This is a genomic window from Streptomyces sp. AHU1, assembly GCF_045343905.1.
Classification (GTDB): domain Bacteria; phylum Actinomycetota; class Actinomycetes; order Streptomycetales; family Streptomycetaceae; genus Streptomyces; species Streptomyces triticiradicis.
In genome coordinates this window covers 3086515-3107458 of record NZ_CP174283.1, presented here as the reverse complement: position 1 = coordinate 3107458, position 20944 = coordinate 3086515, and the positions used below count along the sequence as shown (strand labels likewise).

The following is a 20944-nucleotide window of genomic DNA, read 5'->3' as shown; positions in this document are numbered from 1 at the left end:
GGGCGGACGCGGAGCGGGCCGTGAGGGTCCGGGGCGGAGGAGGGGGCGGCCCCCCGACCGCCGTGGCGGGATCCCGTTCCGTGGCGGCTCGCGGCGCGAACCTCTGGAGTACCTCAAGCCTCCCGGGGTCCGTGCATCGCACATCCACCGGTCCCATAGGGTCGCGATCATGCCCGACATATCGCTGACCATGATTCTCCTGCTCTGCGCCGCCTCCCTGGCGGCCGGCTGGATCGACGCCGTGGTCGGCGGAGGCGGGCTGCTCCTGCTGCCCGCCATGCTGCTCGGGCTGCCCGCCGGCACCCCGGCGGCGTACGCGCTCGGCACGAACAAGGCGGTCGCGATCGTCGGCACCACGGGGGCCGCGGTGACGTACGCGCGCAAGACACCCGTGGACGTGCGGCTGGCCGTGCGGATCGGCCTCGCGGCCCTCGCCGGTTCGACGGCGGGCGCGTTCGTCGCGGCCGGGCTGAGCACCGACGTGCTCAAGCCGGTCGTCATGGTCGTCCTGCTCGCCGTCGGCACCTTCGTGATCCTGCGTCCCGCCTTCGGCACGGCGCCGCCGACCACCCCGGTCAGCGCGCGCCGCGTCCTCGCCGCGATCGGGCTCGCGGGCCTCGGCATCGGCTTCTACGACGGGCTCATCGGCCCCGGCACGGGCACGTTCCTCGTGCTCGCCCTCACCGCGCTGCTCCACCTCGACCTGGTGACCGCCTCCGCCACCGCCAAGATCGTCAACTGCTGCACCAACGCGGGCGCCCTCGCGACCTTCGCCTGGAAGGGCACGGTGTTCTGGCAGCTGGCCGCCCTGATGGCCCTGTTCAATCTGGCGGGCGGCACGGTGGGGGCGCGGACCGCCCTCAAGCAGGGCAGCGGGTTCGTCCGGGCGGTGCTGCTGACGGTGGTGTTCGCGCTGGTGGCGAACATGGCGTACCAGCAGTGGCTCGCCTGAGCCCGATCCCGAGTCCGGACCTGAGCCCGATCCCGAGTCCGAGTCCCGGCCGCGGTCCCCGGTCCGCCCGGACTACCGGCGGCTGCCGGTGAGGTGGGCGAAGACGACCACGTTCCCCTGGTAGCCCGTCGTCCGGGAGTAGCCGCCGCCGCAGGTGATGACCCGCAGTTCGGGCCGGTGCGCGGCGCCGTACACCTTGGCGTCGGGGAAGGAACGGGAGTCGTACACCTCGACCGCGTCGACGGTGAACACGGCCGTCCTGCCGTCGAGCCGGTCCACCTCGACCGTGCTGCCCTTGCGGAGGGAGCCCAGGTCGTAGAAGACGGCGGGGCCCTCCGCGTTGTCGACGTGCCCGGCCACGATCGCCGTGCCGCGTTCACCGGGGCTGGTCCCGGCCTCGTACCAGCCCGCCAGGTTCTTCTTCCGCGCGGGCGGCACGTCCAGGCTCCCCTGCGGGGTGAGGCCGAGGCCGATCAGGGGCGCGTCCACGTCGATCGCGGGGATGCGGATGCGGTCCGGCGGGGAGTGCGGCATCGCGGCGGCGGCGGACCGCGCCCCGTCCCCGGAGGCCGCCGCCTGCGCCGGGGACGGCTGGGGCGGCGGGTGCGCCTCGGTGCCGCTGCTCAGCAGCCAGGCACCCGAGCAGAGGGCGACGAGGGTGACCGACGCTATGGCGGCGTTGCTGACCCGGCGCACGAGGCCTCCTCACGGGTTTCCTTCCGGGGCGGGGCCGGCCGGCGACCGCGACGGCCGGGGGTGTGCTGGGGTGCCGGTCCCTTCCCCCTCCGGGCCGCGAGGGGCGTCGGGCCACGGAGGGGGAGGGACGGCGGTACCGGCGGACGGACCGCGGAGGGTGTCCGTCAGATCCCGTCGCCTCTCGCCCGGCGATGCAGGAGCCAGGTACCGCCCGCGGCGGCGACGGCCAGCGCCGCCACTCCCGCCGCGGTCTGTACGGGGTCGGGGCCCAGCGCGCCGCCGACACCCGTGTCCACATGCCCGCGCGGCTGCACCTGCTCGCGCGCGGCGGCCAGGGTCACCAGGAGGTCGCCGGTGACGCGCCGGCCGTTGGAGCACGTCGCGACGATCTCGTACGTCCCCGGCTGCGCGCTCGGCGGTACCTGGAACTGGCCGATCGCGTCGTGCTCGTGCGCGCTGGCGGCGAGCGTGAAGGAACCGCCGCCCACCGCGTCGGCGTCCCCGCTCGCGGTGCCGTCCGAGCCGCACGCGGCCGTGTTGACGGTGACGTCGGCGCCCGGGACGACGCTGGAGGGGAACACCTCCAGACTCCCGGTGTCCTCGCCGTACACGGGCGCGGCGGCCAGTCCCGCGACGGCGACGGCGAGCGCGGTACCGGTCAGCAGCCGGGCGGTACGTCGCATCGTGCCAGCTCCTCCGAGGGGGTGCGGCCCGCGGCACCTCCAAGTGCCGCAGTGTCGGTCGCGCCCTGCTTTTCCGAGGTAAGTGGCACATGACCGCGACCGCTCTCTGATGGTGCGTCAGAAATGATGTGAACGGGTGTCAGGCGGGGGGCCGGAAGGGGGAGGGGGCCCCGGCATTCCGGCAGGTCACCGGTCTGCGCCCGGTGTACCGCACACGGGAACCGGAAGGAGCCGGGGCGCGGGTGTGAATGGGTGACCGGCTCGCCCGGTGGTGGCTCCGGCCGGCCCCGGCCATCCGTCCGCCCGTCCGCCCGTCCGCCCGTCAAGCCTCGGCCGTCGGCCGGGAGGCGTGCCAGGGTGTGTGCCGCGTCACACCGCGGCCCCCCGGGAGAGCGATGATTCCGGGGCGGTCCGCCGGTCTTCCCCCATGTGACCCGGACGCGTGCGACGGTTGGAGCGCGCGACGCGGCCGAGACGACGACGAGGAGCGAGTCCCATGCGCATCGTGATCAGTGAGTTCATCAGCCTGGACGGCGTCGTGCAGGCGCCGGGCGGTCCCGAGGAGGACACCGACGGCGGCTTCGCGCACGGCGGCTGGTCCCACCCGTACTTCGACCCGGAGGTCGTGGGCGGCGCGTTCGCGACCGGTCTCTCCGGCGCCGAGGGGCTGCTGTTCGGGCGCCGCACCTGGCGGACGATGGCCGCCGCGTGGCCCGAGCGGGCGGGCGACCCGTTCGCCGACCGGATGAACTCCCTGCCCAAGTACGTGGTCTCCGGCACCCTCGGCGAGGCCGAGCTGGCGGCCTGGGACAACACCACGCTCATCCCGGCCGACGAGGCCGTCGCCCGGATCCGTGACCTGCGCGCGGCCGACGGCGGCGACCTCGCGATGATGGGCAGCCCCACCCTCGTCCGCACCCTGCTGGCCGAGGGCCTGGTCGACGAGCTCCAGCTCATCCGGATGCCGGTGATCCTCGGCGGCGGCAAGTCGATCTTCCCCGAGGACGGGACGAAGCGCCCGCTCGAACACGTTTCCACCGTCACCGCGAAGACGGGCGCGGAGGTGAGCGTGTACCGGCCGGTCCGGGAGGACTAGGACCCCGCGGAGACGGACATGCTCACGGCAAGCCGTGGGCAGGCGAACCTGACGGCGCCTGCCCACGGCGACCGGGTACCCGTCGGAACCGGTCAGCCCACGGAGACCGCCGACCACGCCGCGGCCACGGCGGCGTACTCGGTGCTGCCCGCCCCGTAGAGGTCCTTGGCCGCGTTCAGCGTGGCGGTGCGCGCTCCCGCGTAGTTCGTGGACGAGGTCATGTAGACCGTCAGCGCGCGGTACCAGATCCTGCCCACCTTGTCGTGGCCGATGCCGGTGACCGTGGAGCCGTTGCAGGTGGGGGAGTCGTAGGCGACGCCGTTCACGGTCTTCGCCCCGCTGCCCTCCGAGAGCAGATAGGCGAAGTGGTTGGCGACGCCGGAGGAGTAGTGGACGTCGAGGTTGCCGACCGAACCGCTCCAGCAGTCGGCCGAGTTGCCGTCCTTGGAGGGCTTGTCCATGAACCGGAGGGCGGGTTTGCCGAAGCCGGGACGGACGATCTCCTCGCCGATCAGGTAGTCACCGGGGTCCGAGGCGTTGTTCGCGTACCACTCCACCATGGTCCCGAAGATGTCCGAGGTCGCCTCGTTCAGGCCGCCGGACTCGCCCGAGTACGTCAGCGCCGCCGTCTTGGACGTCACGCCGTGCGACATCTCGTGGCCGGCGACATCCAGCGCCACCAGCGGCCCGAAGATCGAGCCGTCACCGTCGCCGTACGTCATGCAGAAGCAACTGTCGTCCCAGAAGGCGTTGTTGTAGTTGTTGCCGTAGTGGACGCGGTTGTACGAGCCCTTGCCGTCGCCGGCGATGCCGTTGCGGCCGTGGACGTTCTTGTAGTAGTCCCAGGTCTCGTTCGTGCCGTACTGGGCGTCCACCGCGGCCGAGGCGCGGTCGGCGGTCGTGCCCGTGCCCCAGTGGTTGTCGGCGTCCGTGAACAGGGTTGCGGGGGCACGGACGAAGCAGATGCCGAAGATGCACAGGTCCGTCTTGTTCGCCGCGTCGCCGGTGTACGTGTTCCCGCGCGTCGGGTCCTTGAGCTGGTACGTCGATCCGGACGCGGTCGTCTCCAGCGGAACCGTGCCGCCGTAGAGGGAGTTGCCGTCGCCCGTCGCCGTCTCGACGCTGTCCCACGCGTCGATCCGCGCGCCGGTGCGGGCGTCGGTCAGGACCGTGCGGGCGACCGGGTTGCCGAGTCCGTCCTGGCCCACCGCGTCGGTGCGCCAGGCCAGCCGCGGAGTGCCGTGCAGGGCGTCGACGACCAGCCGCGGCCGGGCCGTGACCCTCTTCAGCGTCTCGCCGGGACTGGCGGCGCGCAGCGCGTTCACCGCGAGACCGGCCGCCTTCGCGCCGGAGAGCTCCGGGGTGACGCTGTCCAGCGAGATCGTCCTCGATGTCGCACGGTCGGCGCCGCGGTACGAACCGTCCGGCCTCAGGTGAACCACGAAGTCGCCGCCCAGTACGGGCAGTTCGCGGTAGGTCCGGTCGTAGCGCACGTGCTGGGTGCCGTCCTTGTCGACGACGACGTCCCGCACGGTGGTGTGCTGGGCGGAGGTGAGGCCCAGGTTCGCGGCGTGGGCCGTGAGCGCCGAGGCCGCGTTCCCGATCGCGGTCGCCCGGGTCGGCGCGCCGTCGGCGTGCGCGGCGGGGGCGAGCACGGCGGCCAGCAGGGTGGCCAGCAGGGTGGCCGTGGTCGCGGCGGCGCCGGCGGCGGCGAGGGAGGAACCACGGATGTGCCGTATTCGACTCATCGGTCTCCTTGGGGAGGTGCCTCGAAGAGGCGTGTGGGGGAGGGGCCTGTGGGGGCGGCGCTGGGATTCGCTCCGATTTAAAGGTGCATGACATGTCATGTCCATAGCGATGACGTGGTGCGTACGGGATACGGCGAGAATCGTTTCCGTATCCCCACGAATGGAGGCGATCATGGAACTGCCGTCCTGCCTGGCCGTCCTGACCACGACGGACGCGGCGGAGAAGGCCGAGGCGCTGGCCAGGGGCGCGGTGGCGGCACGGGTCGCGGCCTGCGCCCAGATCTCGGGGCCGGTCACGTCCGTCTACCGCTGGCGGGGCGCGGTGGAGACCGCGGCCGAGTGGAGGGTCCAGTTCAAGACGACCGCCGCGCGCTACCCGGCGCTGGAGGAGTACCTCCTGGACGCCCACGACTACGACACGCCCGAGATCATCGCCACCCCGGTCGTGGCGGGAAACCCGGACTACCTGCGCTGGCTGGAGGAGGAGACGGCCCCTTGAACCCCGTCGACCCCCGCGGCGAAGCGGAGCTGCCCTTCTTCGTCTACGGCACCCTGCGGCCCGGCGAGCCCAACCACGACCTGTTCCTGCGCGGCCGTACCCGCTCCGAGGAGCCGGGGCGGATGCGCGGGCTCGTGCTGTACGCCGGGCCCGGATACCCGTACGCCGTCGACGAGCCCGACGGCGCGGTGTGCGGCGAGATCGTGACCGCGCGGCCCGGGGCGTACGAGGAACTCCTCGCGGAACTCGACGAGTTGGAGGAGTACGTGCCGGGCGACGCGACCAGCCTGTACGAGCGGGTCGCGCGGGACGCCGTGCGCGCGGACGGCGTCACGGTCGTGCGGACCTGGGTGTACGTCGCCGCGCCCGCGGTGGCGGCCCGCCTGCGGTCCGGCGGTGAGCTGATCGAGGACGGGGACTGGCGCCGTCAGCGGTCGTCCTGATCCCCTGGCCCGGACCGCCCGGCGGGCGGGGGCGCTTCCGTCGGAGCGGAGCCGGGGTGTCCGTCCGTCTTCGGGGCGCGCGTCGAGCAGGAGCTGATCCCGATGCCCAGGGCGGCGCCGACGGCCGCCCCGCTGAGCGCGAGGACACGGCGTCGGGTCAAGTCGCGGTCGGCCATGGCCGCACCCTAGGTGCGGGAGGGGCCACGGCTGCGGGGGCGCACGCAACGGCCACCCGCACGGGCGCACGCAACGGCCACCCGCACGGGCGCACCCCGGGGCCTGCGGGGAACCCCGCCGCGCCCGCCCCGGGCCGGGCGTCAGTCCTCGCGCACCGCCTCCACCCGCTCCACCCGCACCGCGCACGCCTTGAACTCCGGCATCCGGGAGACCGGGTCGAGGGCCGGGTTGGTGAGCGTGTTGGTGCGGCCCTCCCCGGGCCAGTGGAAGGGCATGAACACGGTGTCGGGGCGGATGGCGGCCGTGATCCGGGCCGGTGCCACGGCCCTGCCCCGCCGGGACACCACCGTCACGGCGTCCCCGTCCGCCGCGCCGAGCCGGGCGGCCAGCCGCGGATGCATCTCCACGAACGGGCCGGGCGCGGCGGCGTTCAGTTCGTCGACGCGCCGGGTCTGGGCCCCCGACTGGTACTGGGCCACCACCCGTCCGGTGGTCAGCAGCACCGGGTACTCGTCGTCCGGTTCCTCGGCGGCGGGCCGGTGCGACACGGGAACGAACCGTGCCCGCCCGTCCTCGGTGGCGAACCGGTCGAGGAAGAGGCGGGGCGTGCCCGGGTGGTGCCCGCCGCCGGAGCCGCCGTCCGCCGGGGCGTCCGGGCCCGCGTCCGTGTCCCCGGTGCCCCCGTCCGGGTCCTCCCGGGCCGGGCAGGGCCAGAACACCCCGTTCTCCTCCGCCAGCCGGCGGTAGGTGATCCCCGAGTAGTCCGCCGGGCCGCCCGCGCTCGCCCGGCGCAGTTCCTCGAAGACCTCCTCCGGGTCGGTGGGGAAGCCCTTCTCCACCCCGAGGAGCGCGGCGAGTCCGTGGAGCACGTCGAGGTCGCTGCGGACCCCCTCGGGCGGGGTGAGCGCGCGCCGGCGCAGCAGCACGCGGCCCTCCAGGTTCGTCGTCGTGCCCGTCTCCTCCGCCCACTGGGTGACCGGCAGCACGACGTCCGCGAGGGCGGCGGTCTCGGAGAGGACGACATCGGCGACCGCGAGGAAGTCCAGCGACCTCAGGCGTTCCTCGACGTGCGCGGCGCGGGGCGCGGACACCACCGGGTTCGACCCCATCAGCAGCAGGGAGCGGATGTCCGTCCCCATGGCGTCCAGGAGCTCGTACGCGCTGCGCCCGGGCCCGGGCAGCGTGGCGGGGTCGACACCCCACACCTCGGCCACGTGCCGCCGTGCCGCCGGGTCGGTGAGCTTGCGGTAGCCGGGCAACTGGTCCGCCTTCTGGCCGTGTTCGCGCCCGCCCTGCCCGTTGCCCTGCCCGGTGAGGCAGCCGTACCCGGACAGCGGCCGGCCCGGGCGCCCGGTGGCCAGGCAGAGGTTGATCCAGGCGCCCACGGTGTCGGTGCCCTTGGACTGCTGCTCGGGCCCGCGCGCGGTCAGCACCATCGCGTTCTCCGGCTCGCAGAACATCCGCACGGCGGCGCGGAGTTCGGGAACGGACACCCCCGTGATCCGTTCCACGTACTCCGGCCAGTGCGCCATCGCCGCCGCCCGCGCCTCCTCCCAGCCGCTCGTGCGGTCCCGGACGTACTCCTCGTCCGTACGCCCCTCGGCGACCACCAGGTGGAGCATCCCGAGCGCGAGCGCCAGGTCCGTCCCCGGGCGCGGTGCCAGGTGCAGGTCCGCCTGTTCGGCCGTGCGGGTGCGGCGCGGGTCGACGACGATCAGGGTGCCGCCGTTCTCCTTCAGCTCGGTGACGAACCGCAGCGCGGGCGGCATCGTCTCGGCGAGGTTGGAGCCGACGAGGATCACGCAGCCGGTCCGCGGGACGTCCTCCAGCGGGAAGGGCAGCCCCCGGTCGAGACCGAAGGCCCTGACGCCGGCCGCCGCCGCGGACGACATGCAGAAGCGGCCGTTGTAGTCGATCTGCGAGGTGCGAAGGACGACACGGGCGAACTTCCCGAGGGCGTAGGCCTTCTCGTTCGTCAGCCCGCCGCCGCCGAACACGCCGCAGGCGTCCGGTCCGTGGTCCGCGCGCGTGCGGGCGAGCCCCTCGGCGATCCGGGACAGGGCCTCGTCCCAGCCGGCGGGCACCAGGACGCCCCCGGTGCGGACGAGGGGCGAGGTGAGCCGCACCCGGGACGACAGCAGCGCGGGCGCCGTGCGCCCCTTGCCGCACAGGGCACCCCGGTTCACCGGGAAGTCCGCCCGTTCGGCCACCTCGACGCCGCCGTCCGGCGCGGGCGTCAGGTTCATCCCGCACTGCAGGGCGCAGTACGGGCAGTGGGTGGGCGTCACGGAGGCGGTCATGGGCCCCAGCCTGCGGCGGGCGTGTTACGCGCCGGGGAGGCGGGCGTTACGCCACCGGGGCGGACACCTCCCGCCCGGCCCGGACCCGCGGTGAGCTCCTCCGCGCGAAACCCCGGCCGGGGCCGTACCCGCCGCCGCGCGCCCGGCGGGCCGCCGACGGCGCCCGGCTCAGCGGGCCGACGCCAGGGCCCGGCCCACCCCGTGCTCCTCCGGGCCCAGGAACCGCGGGTCCGGCTCGAACACCGCATCCAGCGCGGCCTTGCCCGCCGCGAAGATCTCCCGGGTGTTGCCGTAGTACCAGGTGACGTCCTGCCGGGCGGCCACGCCGATGCCGTACGAGCGCACGCCCGCCGCCCGGCACAGGGCGAGGGCGCGCCGGATGTGGAAGTCCTGGCTGATCAGGACGGCCTCGTGGACGCCGAAGATCTTCCGGGCGCGGACGCAGGAGTCCCAGGTGTCGAAGCCGGCGTAGTCGCTGACGATCCGCCGGCCGGGCACCCCGTGCGCGGTGAGGTAGGAGCGCATGGCGTCGGGCTCGTCGTAGTCCTCGCGGCTGTTGTCGCCGGTGACGAGGACGACCTCGATCCGGCCGGCCCGGTACAGCTTCGCGGCGGCGTCCAGACGGTGGGCGAGGTACGGGGACGGCTCGCCGTCCCACAGCCCCGCGCCGAAGACGATCGCGACCTCGGTGCGCGGGGCGTTCGCCGTCGTCCGCAGCCGGTCGCCCGTCGACAGGCGCAGCCAGGTCATCGGGAGCAGCGCCAGCACGCACAGGACCATCAGCGCCTGCACCGCCCGCCGTCGCCCCTCGCGCGTGCGCGGCAGACGAGGCAGGCGCGGCGGACGGAGCCCGCGGAGGACCGCAAGCCCCGGGCGCGGCAGACGCGGCATGGTCGATGTCCCCCAGGTGTCGTCACTCGCGAAGGCGCGCGGCCTCGGCGTCCGGCGGGCCCGCGCCGGACCCGCGTTCCCCTTCGACGGATGAAGACGCATCGTAAGGTCGTTCGGTTCGCCCGGACGTGCCGACCCCGGCCCTCCGGCGGGCGGGGAGCCGGGGGCCGCGACCCTCACACCGGGCCGCCGCCGTCCGGTGAACCACTGGAAAACGCCCGACATACCCACGCAACGGCCCGGCAACCTCCTCCCGCCAGGATCGACCCATGACGGCCCCGAACCCCGCTCGCGACGCGTCCCCCCACCGCCCCGGCGGCCCGCCGCCCCGCGGTGCCCACCTCGAAGGCCCCCTCGAAGGCCACCTGGACAGCGCGGCGCAGCTCATGAACCGGATCGCCGGCCAGCTCGGCAGCCGGCTCAGTCTCGTCTCGCCCGACGGCACCCGCCGTCCGCCGCCGCCCGCCCTCGTGCTGGTCGCCCACGGCAGCCGTGACCCGCGCACGCTCGCCACCGTCCACACCCTGATCGAACGCGTCCGCGAGCTGCGCCCGCACCTGTCCGTGCGCCTCGGCCACATCGAGCTGAACGAGCCCCTCCTCGCCGACACGCTCGCCTCCCTTGCCGGCCGGCAGGACGTCGTCCTCGTGCCGCTGCTGCTCGGCCGCGGCTACCACGTCCGGCGCGACATCCCCGAGACCGCCGCCGCCGTCCCCGGTCTGCGCGCCCGCGTCGCCGCCCCGCTCGGCCCGCACCCGCTGCTCGTGGAAACCCTCTACGCCCGCCTCGTCGAGGCCGGATGGCGCACCCGGACGAGTGACACCGCCCGCCGCACGAGCGCCGTCGTCCTCGCGTCCGCCGGGTCCCGTTCCCCGGAATCGGCCGCCGACACCCGCCGCACCGCCCAGCTGCTCGCCGAACGCCTCGGCGTCCCGGTCGTCCCCGCGTACGCCTCCGCCGCCGCGCCCACCGTCCCCGCCGCCGTGCGCTCGCTGGCCGCCCGGGGCCGCCACCGGATCGCCGTCGCCTCGTACTTCACCGCCCCCGGCCGCTTCGCCGCGCAGGTAGCCGAGGAGGCCCCCTGGATCTGCGCCGAACCGCTGGGCGACCACCCGGCGATGGCCCGCCTCGTCCTGCACCGCTACGACCAGGCCGCGGCGGCCCCCGAAGCCGCCCCGGAGCGCACCCTGGTCCCGGCCTGAACCCGGCGGCTCCCCCCGGAAGCGGCACCGGGCCGTCGGCGCTCCCGCCCCGATTGTCACCGCCTGCGTCTACTGTCGGCGTATGGAAGGCATGGCAGCGAGGACCGAAGAGACCGCACCACAGGCACACGAGAACCACCCGGCCCACCCGGCCCGCGACGAGTACGACGTGTCGGCCGTCGAGCGCTGGGCCGCCGAGCCCGACAAACGCCCCGGCCGCACCGCCTTCCAGCGCGACCGCGCACGCGTGCTGCACTCCGCGGCCCTGCGCCGCCTCGCGGGCAAGACCCAGGTCGTCACCCCCGGAACCCTTCCCCAGGTGCTCGGCGCCGCCGGATCGGGCGGGGCGCCCGTCCAGGTGTGGGACGCCAGTCCGCGGACCCGGCTGACCCACTCCCTGGAGTGCGCCCAGGTGGGCCGCGAGCTGGGCGCCGCCCTCGGCTGCGATCCGGACCTGGTCGAGGCGGCCTGCCTCTCGCACGACCTGGGCCACCCGCCCTTCGGGCACAACGGCGAGCAGGCGCTCAACGAATTCGCCGAGGACTGCGGCGGGTTCGAGGGCAACGCCCAGTCGCTGCGCCTGCTCACCCGGATCGAGCCCAAGCGCTTCGTGCGCGGCGACACGATGACCCCAGCCGCCGCGGGCGACGGGCTCGTCAGCGTCGGCCTCAACCTCACCCGCGCCGCCCTCGACGCCGCCACCAAGTACCCGTGGCCGAGAGGCGCCCGTCCCGGCGATCCGAAGTCGCCGAAGTTCGGGGTCTACGAGGACGACCGGCCGGTGTTCGACTGGATCCGTGAGGGAGCCCCCGGCACGCGTACGTGCTTCGAGGCCCAGGTGATGGACTGGGCCGACGACGTGGCGTACTCGGTGCACGACATCGAGGACGGCCTGCACGCGGGCCACATCGACCCCGCCAGCCTGCACTCCGGACCGGAACGCCGGGAGATCTTCGCCGTGGCCGTCGGGCGGTACGTGCCCGAGGACACCGATCCGGCCGAGCTGGCCGAGGCCCTCGACCGGCTCCTCGGCCAGGAGTGGTGGCCGCACGGGTACGACGGGTCGGCCGTCGCGCAGGCCCGTCTGAAGGACGCCACCAGCCAGCTCATCGGCCGTTTCTGCCTGGCCGCGGAGGGCGCCACCCGCGCCCGGTACGGCAGCGGGCGCCTCACCCGGTACGCGGCGGAACTGGTCGTGCCGCGGTCCGCCAGACTGGAATGCGCCGTCCTCAAGGCGGTCGCCGACCGGTACGTGATGCAGCGCGCCGAACAGGAACTGCTCCGCGCCGACCAGCGGGTCGTCGTCGCCGAACTGGCCGAGGCGCTCACCGCCCGCGCCCCCGGGGTACTGGATCCGCAGTTCCGGGCGCTGTTCGGCCAGGCGGCCGACGACCGCGCCCGCAAGCGGGTGATCGTGGACCAGATCGCGTCCCTCACGGACGCCTCGGCGCGTTCCCTGCACCTCAGACTCACCACGCGTTCCCCCGGAACCGGACAGGGGTGACCCTGCGTGGCCTGATCGGGCCACTACCCCTTCCCCCATCACGCTCCGTGCGGGACGCTCGCATATGGCGACATCCTTACGAGGAGGCATCAAGTGGTCGACGCGGATCAGACATTCGTCATCGTCGGAGGAGGCCTGGCAGGCGCCAAGGCGGCCGAGACGCTCCGAGCGGAGGGCTTCACCGGCCGCGTGATACTGATCTGCGACGAACGCGACCACCCCTACGAGCGCCCGCCGCTGTCCAAGGGCTACCTCCTGGGCAAGGAGGAACGCGACAGCGTCTTCGTGCACGAACCCGCCTGGTACGCGCAGAACGACATCGAACTGCACCTCGGCCAGACCGTCGTCGCGATCGACCGTGAGGCCAGGTCCGTCCGCTTCGGCGACGACGGCACCCTTGTCCACTACGACAAACTGCTCATCGTGACCGGCGCGGAGCCGCGCCGCCTCGACATCCCGGGCACCGACCTCGCCGGTGTCCACCACCTGCGCCGTCTCGCCCACGCCGAGCGCCTCAAGGGCGTCCTCACCGCGCTGGGCCGGGACAACGGCCACCTCGTCATCGCCGGCGCCGGCTGGATCGGCCTGGAGGTCGCCGCCGCGGCCCGCGAGTACGGCGCGGAGGTCACCGTCGTCGAACCCGCGCCGACGCCCCTGCACAACGTGCTCGGCCCCGAGCTGGGCCAGCTCTTCGCCGAGCTGCACAGCGAGCACGGGGTCCGCTTCCACTTCGGCGCCCAGCTCACCGAGATCACCGGCCAGGACGGCATGGTGCTGGCCGCCCGCACCGACGACGGCGAGGAGCACCCCGCCCACACCGTCCTCGCGGCCATCGGCGCCGCCCCGCGCACCGGCCTCGCCGAGGCCGCCGGCCTGGAGATGGCGGAACGCGCGCACGGCGGCGGCATCGCGGTCGACGAACAGCTGCGCACCTCCGACCCCGACATCTACGCCGCCGGTGACGTCGCCTCCTTCCACCACGGCCTCTTCGACACCCGGCTGCGCGTCGAGCACTGGGCCAACGCCCTCAACGGCGGACCGGCCGCCGCCCGCTCGATGCTGGGCCGCGGGGCGGCGTACGACCGGGTGCCCTACTTCTTCTCCGACCAGTACGACCTGGGCCTGGAGTACTCGGGCTGGGCGCCCCCGGGGTCGTACGACCAGGTGGTGATCCGCGGCGACGCGGGCAAGCGGGAGTTCATCGCCTTCTGGGTGAAGGAGGGGAGGCTGCTCGCCGGGATGAACGTGAACGTGTGGGACGTCACGGATCCGATCCAGCAGCTGATCCGCTCCCGGGCCCGGGTGGACACCGACGCGCTCGCCGACCCGCACGTCCCGCTGGAGAGCCTGGCCCCGTGACGGGCCCGTGGGGCCGGCCGCCGTGCCGGGGGTCCGGGGTGCGCCCCGGCTCCCGGTCCGGCGGCCGCCCGCCCCGGGAGTGTCGGCGCGGCCCCGTAGAATCACCTCGTGGCAGGCAGGATCAATGACGAGGACGTGAAGGCGGTTCGGGACGCGGTCCCGATCGACGCCGTGGTGTCCGAGTACCTCCAGCTGCGCAACGCGGGCGGCGGAAACCTCAAGGGCCTGTGCCCCTTCCACGACGAGAAGTCACCGTCGTTCCAGGTCAGCCCCAGCAAGGGCCTCTTCCACTGCTTCGGCTGCCAGGAGGGCGGCGACACCATCACGTTCGTGATGAAGGTCGACCACCTCACCTTCTCCGAGTCGGTCGAGCGCCTCGCCGCCCAGGCCGGCATCACCCTGCGCTACGAGGAGGGCGGGTACAACCCCGCCCACCAGCGCGGCGAACGCATCCGCCTGGTCGAGGCGCACAAGGCGGCCGCGCGGTTCTACACCGAGCAGCTCGACACCAGCCCCGAGGCCGACACGGGCCGCGCGTTCCTCGCCGAGCGCGGCTTCGACCAGGCCGCCGCCGCCCACTTCGGAGTCGGCTACAGCCCCCAGGGCTGGGACCACCTCACCCGCCATCTGCGCGGCAAGGGCTTCACCGACAAGGAACTGGTCCTCTCCGGCCTCGCGCAGGAGGGCCGCCGCGGCCCCATCGACCGCTTCCGCGGCCGCCTCATGTGGCCGATCCGCGACATCGGCGGCGACGTCGTCGGCTTCGGCGCCCGCAAGCTCTACGAGTCCGACAACGGACCGAAGTACCTGAACACGCCCGACACCGCGATCTACAAGAAGTCCCAGGTCCTGTACGGCATCGACCTCGCCAAGAAGGAGATCGCCAAGAGCAGCCGGGCGGTCGTCGTCGAGGGCTACACCGACGTCATGGCCTGCCACCTGGCCGGGATCACCACGGCGATCGCGACCTGCGGCACGGCGTTCGGCGGCGACCACATCAAGATCCTCCGCCGCCTCCTGATGGACAACGGCTCGGCCCGGGTGATCTTCACCTTCGACGGCGACGCGGCCGGCCAGAAGGCCGCCCTGCGCGCCTTCGAGGACGACCAGAAGTTCGCCGCCGAGACCTACATCGCCATCGCGCCCGACGGCATGGACCCCTGCGAGCTGCGCCTGGCCAAAGGCGACGAGGCCGTCGCCGACCTGGTCGAACCCCGCACCCCGCTCTTCGAGTTCGCGCTGCGCCAGATCGTCCTGCGCTACGACCTGGAGACCCCGGCGGGACGCGCGGCGGCCCTCGACGAGGCGGCCCCGGTCGTCGCCCGCATCAAGAACAGCGGCGCACAGCACGAGGTCGCCGTGCAGCTCGCCGGCATGCTCGGCATCCTCGACACCCAGTTCGTCGTCAAGAGGGTGGCCCAGCTGGCCCGTTGGGCCCGTGAGCGCGGCGGCGCCGGCCCCGCGCCCGTCGGCCGTCCCCAGCAGGCCTACGCCGCCGCCCCCCAGGCGCCCACCGGCGGCCCGGCCCTGACCCTGCGCAACCCCGTCTTCGCCACCGAGCGCGAACTGCTCAAACTCGCCCTCCAGCGGCCCGAGTTGGTCTCACCGGCGTTCGACGCGTACGGCATCGACGAGTTCACCGCACCGCCGTACGCCGCCGTGCGCCAGGCCGTCATGGACGCGGGCGGGGCCGAGTTCGGCGTCCAGGACCCCCAGGAGTACCTGATCCGGGTCCGCGACGCCGCCCCGGACGACACGGTGCGCGCGATGGTCACCGAGCTGGCCGTCGAAGCGATCATGCGCAAGACCGTCGACGAGGCCTACGCGGGCGACCAGCTCGTCATGGTCCGCCGCCGTGCCGTCGACCGCCGCGTCCGGGACGTCCAGGGCTCCCTCGCCCGGCTCAGCACGGGCGGCGACCCGGCCCAGCTCGCCGCCGTGCAGAACGAGCTGTGGGTGCTCCAGCAGTACGGCCAGGCGCTGCGCGAGCGGGGCGCCGAAGCCCTCTGAGGCCGCGCGGCGGCCTTCCGGGGACGCTCCGGGAGCGGACCGGCGGGGCCCGAGGGGCCCGAGGGGCCCGACGGGCGGCCGAGGCGGCCGGCGCACACGCCGATCCCGCGTCCGTCCCCGGAGGTTTCGTCCCCGCCGAAGTGCGCACTCGTCCGGGACGGTAACCACGCGGTCACGGACCGGACGCAAAAAGTCACCGCACGCCCCTCGTGGCGGCGATGTGTCGTACTCCACACTGGGTTCCGGTGCCTGAGTCCTCGGAGCGCGGCCGACCCGCACGCGACGGGTTCCCCATCCCCGCGGTTCCGCCAAACGACTGCGGGATGGACAGCGGCGAGACCGTCGACCCCATCCCCGACGTACCGCTGCCGCACGCCTCAGCAGCGACATCCCTGGAGGTCGCCCCCGTGCAGACCCAGACCCTCGCCCAGACCGACAACACCGCCGACACGGACGCGGAACCCGGCGTCGTCGGGGCGGTCCCCGCGCAGCGCCGGGCCGCCCACCACCCCGAGAGCGGCCCGGAGAACCCGGTGGAGACCCTCGCGGAGGGACCCGGGACGGAGGGACCCGGGGCGGAGGGGCCCGGGGCGGAGGTGGAGGTGGAGACCGAGGCTCCCGAGCCCGTGGAGCCGGTCCGCGCCCGCGCCGCCGACACCGGTGGCCCCTCGTCCGACCTGTTCCGCCAGTACCTGCGGGAGATCGGGCGGATCCCGCTGCTCACGGCCGCCGAGGAGGTCGAACTCGCCCGCCGCGTCGAGGCCGGGCTGTTCGCCGAGGAGAAGCTGCGGCTCACCCCCGGCCTGGACGACCGGCTCGCCCTGGACCTGGACCGGATCGTCGTCATGGGCCGGATGGCCAAGCGCCGGCTCATCGAGGCGAACCTGCGGCTCGTCGTCTCCGTGGCCAAGCGGTACGTGGGCCGGGGCCTGACCATGCTCGACCTGGTCCAGGAGGGCAACCTCGGCCTGATCAGGGCCGTCGAGAAGTTCGACTACGCCCGCGGCTACAAGTTCTCCACGTACGCCACGTGGTGGATCCGCCAGGCCATGTCGCGCGCGCTCGCCGACCAGGCGCGCACCATCCGGGTGCCCGTGCACGTGGTCGAGCTGATCAACCGGGTGGTCCGGGTCCAGCGGCGGATGCTCCAGGAGCGCGGCTACGAGCCCACGCCCGAGGAGGTCGCGGCCCAGCTCGACCTGTCCGGCGAACGGGTGAGCGAGGTCCTGCGGCTGGCCCAGGAGCCGGTGTCCCTGCACGCCCCCGTGGGCGAGGAGGACGACGTGGCCCTCGGTGACCTCATCGAGGACGGCGACGCGACGTCCCCGGTGGAGTCCGCCGCGTTCCTGCTGCTCCGGCAGCATCTGGACGCGGTGCTGTCGACGCTCGGCGAGCGGGAGCGGAAGGTCGTGCAGCTGCGGTACGGGCTGGCGGACGGGCGGCCGCGGACCCTGGAGGAGATCGGCCGCATCTTCGGCGTGACGCGCGAGCGCATCCGGCAGATCGAGTCGAAGACCCTCAACAAGCTGCGGGACCACGCCTTCGCCGACCAGCTCCGGGGCTATCTGGACTGAGGTCTCCGGGGGCGCTGCCCCCGGAGACCCGCTCCTCGAACACCGGAGCGAGGGGTCCAGGGAGAGCCGGCCCTAGTCGACCTCGGCCACCGCCTGGGCGAACTGGGCCTGGTAGAGGCGGGCGTAGGCTCCGCCGGACTCCAGCAGCTCCGCGTGGGCGCCCTGCTCCACGATGGACCCGTCCTCCATCACGAGGATGGTGTCCGCGTCCCGGATCGTCGACAGACGGTGGGCGATCACGAACGACGTCCGCCCGTGCGCCAGCTTCGCCATCGCCTTCTGGATCAGCACCTCGGTCCGGGTGTCCACGGAGCTGGTCGCCTCGTCGAGCACCAGGATGACCGGGTCCGACAGGAACGCCCGCGCGATGGTGATCAGCTGCTTCTCGCCCGCGCTGACCCCCGTGCCCTCGTCGTCGATCACCGTGTCGTAGCCGTCGGGCAGGGTGCGGATGAACCGGTCGGCGTGCGCCGCGCGCGCCGCCTCCTCGATCTCCCCGCGCGTGACGCCCACCCGTCGCCCACCACCGCCCTTGCCGGAGGCGCTGCGCGCCGCCCCTTCCACTCCGGCCCCGTACGCGATGTTGTCGGCGATCGTGCCCCCGAACAGCCAGGTGTCCTGGAGCACCATGCCGATCCCGGCCCTCAGCTCGTCACGGGACATGGACTTCACGTCGACCCCGTCGAGGGTGATCCGGCCGTCCGTGACGTCGTAGAACCGCATGAGCAGGTTCACCAGGGTCGTCTTGCCGGCGCCGGTGGGGCCGACGATGGCCACCGTGTGACCGGGCTCCACCTTCAGCGAGAGGTCCTCGATGAGCGGCTTCTCCGGGTCGTACCGGAAGGAGACGTTCTCCAGCGCCACCCGCCCGCGCAGCTCCTCGGGGCGGGCCGACACCGCCGGGTCCGCCTCCTGCTCGTCCGCGTCCAGGACCTCGAAGACCCGCTCCGCCGACGCGACACCCGACTGCACCAGGTTCGCCATCGACGCGACCTGCGTCAGCGGCATCGAGAACTGGCGGGAGTACTGGATGAACGCCTGCACGTCACCGATCGACAGCGAGCCCGAGGCGACCCGCAGACCGCCGACCACCGCCACCAGCACGTAGTTCAGGTTCGACACGAACATCATCAGCGGCTGCATGATGCCGCTGTTGAACTGCGCCCGGAAACCGGCCTCGTACAGCTTCTCGTTCTGCTCGGCGAACTGCGCCGCCGACTCGTCCGCCCGTCCGAACACCTTCACCAGGGTGTGCCCGGTGTACATCTCCTCGATGTGGGCGTTGAGCTTGCCGGTGGTGCGCCACTGCTGCACGAAGTGCGGCTGCGAGCGCTTGCCGATCCGGGTGGCCACGACGAACGACAGCGGCACCGTGACCAGCGCGACGAGCGCGAGCAGCGGCGACACCCAGAACATCATCACGAGCACGCCCACGATGGTCAGCAGCGAGTTGACGAGCTGGCCCATCGACTGCTGGAGGGTCTGCTGGATGTTGTCCATGTCGTTCGTCGCGCGGCTGAGCACCTCACCGCGCTGGCGCTTGTCGAAGTACGACAGCGGCAGCCGCGACAGCTTCGCCTGCAGGTCCTCGCGCATGCGGTAGACCGTCTTGTTGACGGCCTTGTTCACCAGGCGCGTCGCCACCGCCATCAGCAGGCCGGCCAGCAGGAACGTGCCGAGGGCGAGCAGCAGGACCTGTCCGACGGCGTCGAAGTCGATGCCCTGGCCGGGGGTGAAGTCCGTCCCCGAGAGCATGTCGGCGACGGCGCCCTGGCCGTGCGCGCGCATCGAGTCGAGGGCCTGGGCCTTGGTGGCCCCGGCGGGCATCTGACGGCCGACGATCCCCGCGAAGACCAGGTCGGTGGCCCGGCCGAGGATCTTCGGGCCGACCACCGAGAGCCCCACGCTCAGCACGACGGCGACCAGCATCACGTACAGCGTGGCGCGCTCGGGCTTGAACTGGGCGAGGAGCCGTCGGCCCGACACCTTGAAATCCATCGAGCGCTGGTCGGGGCCGCCCCCGGCCATCATGCGTCCCATGGGCCCGGCCATCAGGCGGCCTCCGCTTCCGTCAGCTGGGAGAGCACGATCTCCCGGTAGGTCTCGTTGCCCGCCATCAGTTCGTGGTGCCGTCCGGTGCCGACGACCCGGCCCTCGTCGAGGACCACGATCCGGTCGGCCTCCCTGATGGTCGACACCCGCTGGGCGACGATCACCACGGTCGCCTCGGCGGTCTCCTCGGTGAGCGCCGCGCGCAGCGCCGCGTCGGTCGCGTAGTCGAGGGCCGAGAAGGAGTCGTCGAACAGGTAGATCTCGGGGCGCTGCACGAGGGTGCGGGCGATGGCCAGGCGCTGGCGCTGGCCGCCGGACACGTTCGTGCCGCCCTGCGCGATCGGGGAGTCCAGCCCGTTCTCCAGCGCCTCCACGAAGCCCTTGGCCTGCGCCACCTCCAGCGCGTGCCACAGCTCCTCGTCACTCGCCTCCGGGTTGCCGTACCGCAGGTTCGTGGCGACGGTCCCCGCGAACAGGTAGGGCTTCTGCGGGACCAGTCCGACCGTCCTGGCCAGCAGCTTGGGGTCGATGGTCGCGACGTCCACGCCGTCGACGAGCACCTGGCCGTCGGTGGCGTCGAACAGGCGGGGGATCATGCCGAGCAGGGTCGACTTGCCGCTGCCCGTCGACCCGATGACCGCGGTCACCTCGCCGGGGCGGGCGACCAGGTCGACGGACCTGAGGACCGGCTCCTCGGCGCCCGGGTAGCGGAACCCGGCGTCGCGGATCTCCAGGTGGCCGTGCCGGCGCAGCTCCACGACCGGCGCGACGGGCGGGACCACGCTGCTCTCGGTGTCCAGGACCTCCTGGATGCGCTCGGCGCAGACCTCCGCGCGCGGCACCATCATGAACATGAAGGTGGCCATCATGACCGACATCACGATCTGCATCAGATAGGCCAGGAACGCGGTCAGATCGCCGATCTGCATGCCGCCGCTGTCGATGCGGTGGGCGCCGAACCAGACCACCGCGATGGACGACAGGTTCACCACCGTCATGACGATCGGGAACATCAGGGCCAGCATCCGGCCGGTGGCCAGCGACGTCTCGGTCAGCTCGGTGTTGGCGCCCTTGAAGCGGTCCTTCTCGTAGCCGTCGCGCACGAACGCGCGGATCACGCGGTTGCCGGTGATCTGCTCGCGCAGCACCCGGTTCACGGTGTCCAGACGCACCTGCATGGTGCGGAACAGCGGGCGCAGCCGGCGCACGATGAGCGTCACGCAGATGCCGAGCGTCGGCACCACGGCGATGAGCACCGCGGACAGCGGCACGTCCAGGCCGAGGGCCAGGATGATGCCGCCCACACACATGATCGGCGCCGACACCAGCAGGGTGAACGTCATCAGCACGAGCATCTGCACCTGCTGGACGTCATTGGTGGTGCGGGTGATCAGCGACGGCGCGCCGAAGTGGCCCACCTCGCGCGCCGAGAAGGACTGCACGCGGTCGAAGACGGCGCCCCGGACGTCCCGGCCCACCGCGGACGCCGTACGGGCTCCGTGGTAGACGGCCCCGATGTTGCAGACGACCTGGGCCAGCGAGATGCCGATCATCAGGGCGCCGAAGGTCAGGATGTAGCCCGTGTCGCCCTTCACGACACCGTTGTCGATGATCTTCGCGTTGAGGGTGGGCAGGTAGAGCGTGGCGCAGGTCTGCAGGAACTGCAGCAGCACCAGCATGGCGATGGGTTTCTTGTACGGACTGAGGTGGGTCCGCAGGAGTCGTATGAGCACGCGGGGTCTCTCGGAATCGTGGACG

General features: G+C 73.1%; 17 protein-coding genes. 9 read left to right on the top strand and 8 right to left on the bottom strand.

Features of this window, described 5'->3' with window-relative positions; translation table 11 throughout:
• Window positions 1-169 precede the first annotated feature (169 nt).
• Window positions 170-952, top strand: coding sequence for a sulfite exporter TauE/SafE family protein (locus ACICHK_RS14080; protein WP_406837170.1), 783 nt, complete (start codon window positions 170-172; stop codon window positions 950-952).
• A 72-nt stretch (window positions 953-1024) separates the two neighbouring features.
• Here ACICHK_RS14080 and ACICHK_RS14075 read toward each other — a convergent pair whose 3' ends face one another.
• Both ACICHK_RS14075 and ACICHK_RS14070 read right to left on the bottom strand, forming a co-directional pair.
• Entirely contained in the window at window positions 1025-1648 is a 624-nt protein-coding gene (locus ACICHK_RS14075; RefSeq protein WP_406837169.1) for a class F sortase, read from the bottom strand.
• Between the two features lie 164 nt (window positions 1649-1812).
• Window positions 1813-2331 carry a hypothetical protein gene (locus ACICHK_RS14070; RefSeq protein ID WP_406837168.1) on the bottom strand — a complete coding sequence of 173 codons (519 nt, stop codon included), beginning with the start codon at window positions 2329-2331 and terminating at the stop codon, window positions 1813-1815.
• Window positions 2332-2827: 496 nt separating this feature from the next.
• Here ACICHK_RS14070 and ACICHK_RS14065 point away from each other — a divergent pair, with 496 nt between their 5' ends.
• The gene (locus tag ACICHK_RS14065) at window positions 2828-3427 is read left to right on the top strand and encodes a dihydrofolate reductase family protein (protein ID WP_406837167.1); all 600 of its coding nucleotides are present in this window, start codon (window positions 2828-2830) and stop codon (window positions 3425-3427) included.
• Between the two features lie 92 nt (window positions 3428-3519).
• Here the strand turns inward: ACICHK_RS14065 and ACICHK_RS14060 are convergent, their stop codons facing one another.
• Window positions 3520-5175: a M4 family metallopeptidase gene (locus tag ACICHK_RS14060; protein ID WP_406837166.1), complete on the bottom strand. Its 1656-nt coding sequence runs from the start codon at window positions 5173-5175 to the stop codon at window positions 3520-3522.
• A 172-nt stretch (window positions 5176-5347) separates the two neighbouring features.
• Between ACICHK_RS14060 and cutA the strand changes: the two genes are divergently transcribed.
• Window positions 5348-5674 carry a divalent-cation tolerance protein CutA gene (gene cutA, locus ACICHK_RS14055; RefSeq protein ID WP_151468050.1) on the top strand — a complete coding sequence of 109 codons (327 nt, stop codon included), beginning with the start codon at window positions 5348-5350 and terminating at the stop codon, window positions 5672-5674.
• A complete protein-coding gene (locus ACICHK_RS14050; RefSeq protein WP_225860377.1) occupies window positions 5671-6117 on the top strand; it encodes a gamma-glutamylcyclotransferase family protein in 447 nt (148 codons plus the stop codon). The genes cutA and ACICHK_RS14050 overlap by 4 nt, the downstream gene beginning before the upstream one ends.
• Here ACICHK_RS14050 and ACICHK_RS14045 read toward each other — a convergent pair.
• From ACICHK_RS14045 to ACICHK_RS14035, 3 genes are all read right to left on the bottom strand, one after another.
• Window positions 6102-6293 carry a twin-arginine translocation signal domain-containing protein gene (locus tag ACICHK_RS14045; protein ID WP_406837165.1) on the bottom strand — a complete coding sequence of 64 codons (192 nt, stop codon included), beginning with the start codon at window positions 6291-6293 and terminating at the stop codon, window positions 6102-6104. The two genes, ACICHK_RS14050 and ACICHK_RS14045, sit on opposite strands and share 16 nt — an antisense overlap.
• Window positions 6294-6434: 141 nt before the next feature.
• On the bottom strand, window positions 6435-8594 hold the full coding sequence (locus ACICHK_RS14040) for a molybdopterin oxidoreductase family protein (protein WP_406837164.1): 2160 nt from the start codon (window positions 8592-8594) through the stop codon (window positions 6435-6437).
• 168 nt (window positions 8595-8762) lie between these two features.
• Window positions 8763-9485, bottom strand: a complete 723-nt coding sequence (locus ACICHK_RS14035; protein ID WP_406837163.1) for a vancomycin high temperature exclusion protein — start codon at window positions 9483-9485, stop codon at window positions 8763-8765.
• Window positions 9486-9754: 269 nt separating this feature from the next.
• Between ACICHK_RS14035 and ACICHK_RS14030 the strand changes: the two genes are divergently transcribed.
• The 5 genes from ACICHK_RS14030 to ACICHK_RS14010 all read left to right on the top strand — a co-directional run bounded on the left by ACICHK_RS14030 (window position 9755) and on the right by ACICHK_RS14010 (window position 17134).
• Entirely contained in the window at window positions 9755-10687 is a 933-nt protein-coding gene (locus ACICHK_RS14030; protein ID WP_406837162.1) for a sirohydrochlorin chelatase, read from the top strand.
• 82 nt (window positions 10688-10769) lie between these two features.
• The gene (locus ACICHK_RS14025) at window positions 10770-12191 is read left to right on the top strand and encodes a deoxyguanosinetriphosphate triphosphohydrolase (RefSeq protein ID WP_406837161.1); all 1422 of its coding nucleotides are present in this window, start codon (window positions 10770-10772) and stop codon (window positions 12189-12191) included.
• 93 nt (window positions 12192-12284) lie between these two features.
• Window positions 12285-13550 carry an NAD(P)/FAD-dependent oxidoreductase gene (locus ACICHK_RS14020; protein ID WP_406837160.1) on the top strand — a complete coding sequence of 422 codons (1266 nt, stop codon included), beginning with the start codon at window positions 12285-12287 and terminating at the stop codon, window positions 13548-13550.
• 108 nt (window positions 13551-13658) lie between these two features.
• Window positions 13659-15560 (top strand): DNA primase, encoded by a 1902-nt coding sequence (gene dnaG, locus ACICHK_RS14015; RefSeq protein ID WP_406837159.1) that lies wholly within the window; start codon window positions 13659-13661, stop codon window positions 15558-15560.
• A 245-nt stretch (window positions 15561-15805) separates the two neighbouring features.
• Complete coding sequence (locus ACICHK_RS14010; RefSeq protein ID WP_406837158.1) at window positions 15806-17134, top strand: RNA polymerase sigma factor; 1329 nt, start codon at window positions 15806-15808, stop codon at window positions 17132-17134.
• 72 nt (window positions 17135-17206) lie between these two features.
• On the opposite strand, the gene ACICHK_RS14005 is transcribed toward ACICHK_RS14010, so the two are convergent.
• Window positions 17207-19186 carry an ABC transporter ATP-binding protein gene (locus tag ACICHK_RS14005; RefSeq protein ID WP_406837157.1) on the bottom strand — a complete coding sequence of 660 codons (1980 nt, stop codon included), beginning with the start codon at window positions 19184-19186 and terminating at the stop codon, window positions 17207-17209.
• Window positions 19186-20919 (bottom strand): ABC transporter ATP-binding protein, encoded by a 1734-nt coding sequence (locus ACICHK_RS14000; protein WP_406837156.1) that lies wholly within the window; start codon window positions 20917-20919, stop codon window positions 19186-19188. The genes ACICHK_RS14005 and ACICHK_RS14000 overlap by 1 nt, the downstream gene beginning before the upstream one ends.
• Between the last annotated feature and the right edge of the window lie 25 nt (window positions 20920-20944).

Bases quoted from the DNA above. Each gene is read 5' to 3' on its own strand.
- cutA (WP_151468050.1), top strand. From the start codon at position 5,348: ATGGAACTGCCGTCCTGCCTGGCCGTCCTGACCACGACGGACGCGGCG.
- ACICHK_RS14025 (WP_406837161.1), top strand. From the start codon at position 10,770: ATGGAAGGCATGGCAGCGAGGACCGAAGAGACCGCACCACAGGCACAC.
- ACICHK_RS14060 (WP_406837166.1), bottom strand. From the start codon at position 5,175: ATGAGTCGAATACGGCACATCCGTGGTTCCTCCCTCGCCGCCGCCGGC.
- ACICHK_RS14080 (WP_406837170.1), top strand. From the start codon at position 170: ATGCCCGACATATCGCTGACCATGATTCTCCTGCTCTGCGCCGCCTCC.
- ACICHK_RS14035 (WP_406837163.1), bottom strand. From the start codon at position 9,485: ATGCCGCGTCTGCCGCGCCCGGGGCTTGCGGTCCTCCGCGGGCTCCGT.
- ACICHK_RS14040 (WP_406837164.1), bottom strand. From the start codon at position 8,594: ATGACCGCCTCCGTGACGCCCACCCACTGCCCGTACTGCGCCCTGCAG.
- ACICHK_RS14045 (WP_406837165.1), bottom strand. From the start codon at position 6,293: ATGGCCGACCGCGACTTGACCCGACGCCGTGTCCTCGCGCTCAGCGGG.
- ACICHK_RS14030 (WP_406837162.1), top strand. From the start codon at position 9,755: ATGACGGCCCCGAACCCCGCTCGCGACGCGTCCCCCCACCGCCCCGGC.
- ACICHK_RS14005 (WP_406837157.1), bottom strand. From the start codon at position 19,186: ATGGCCGGGCCCATGGGACGCATGATGGCCGGGGGCGGCCCCGACCAG.
- ACICHK_RS14065 (WP_406837167.1), top strand. From the start codon at position 2,828: ATGCGCATCGTGATCAGTGAGTTCATCAGCCTGGACGGCGTCGTGCAG.
- ACICHK_RS14070 (WP_406837168.1), bottom strand. From the start codon at position 2,331: ATGCGACGTACCGCCCGGCTGCTGACCGGTACCGCGCTCGCCGTCGCC.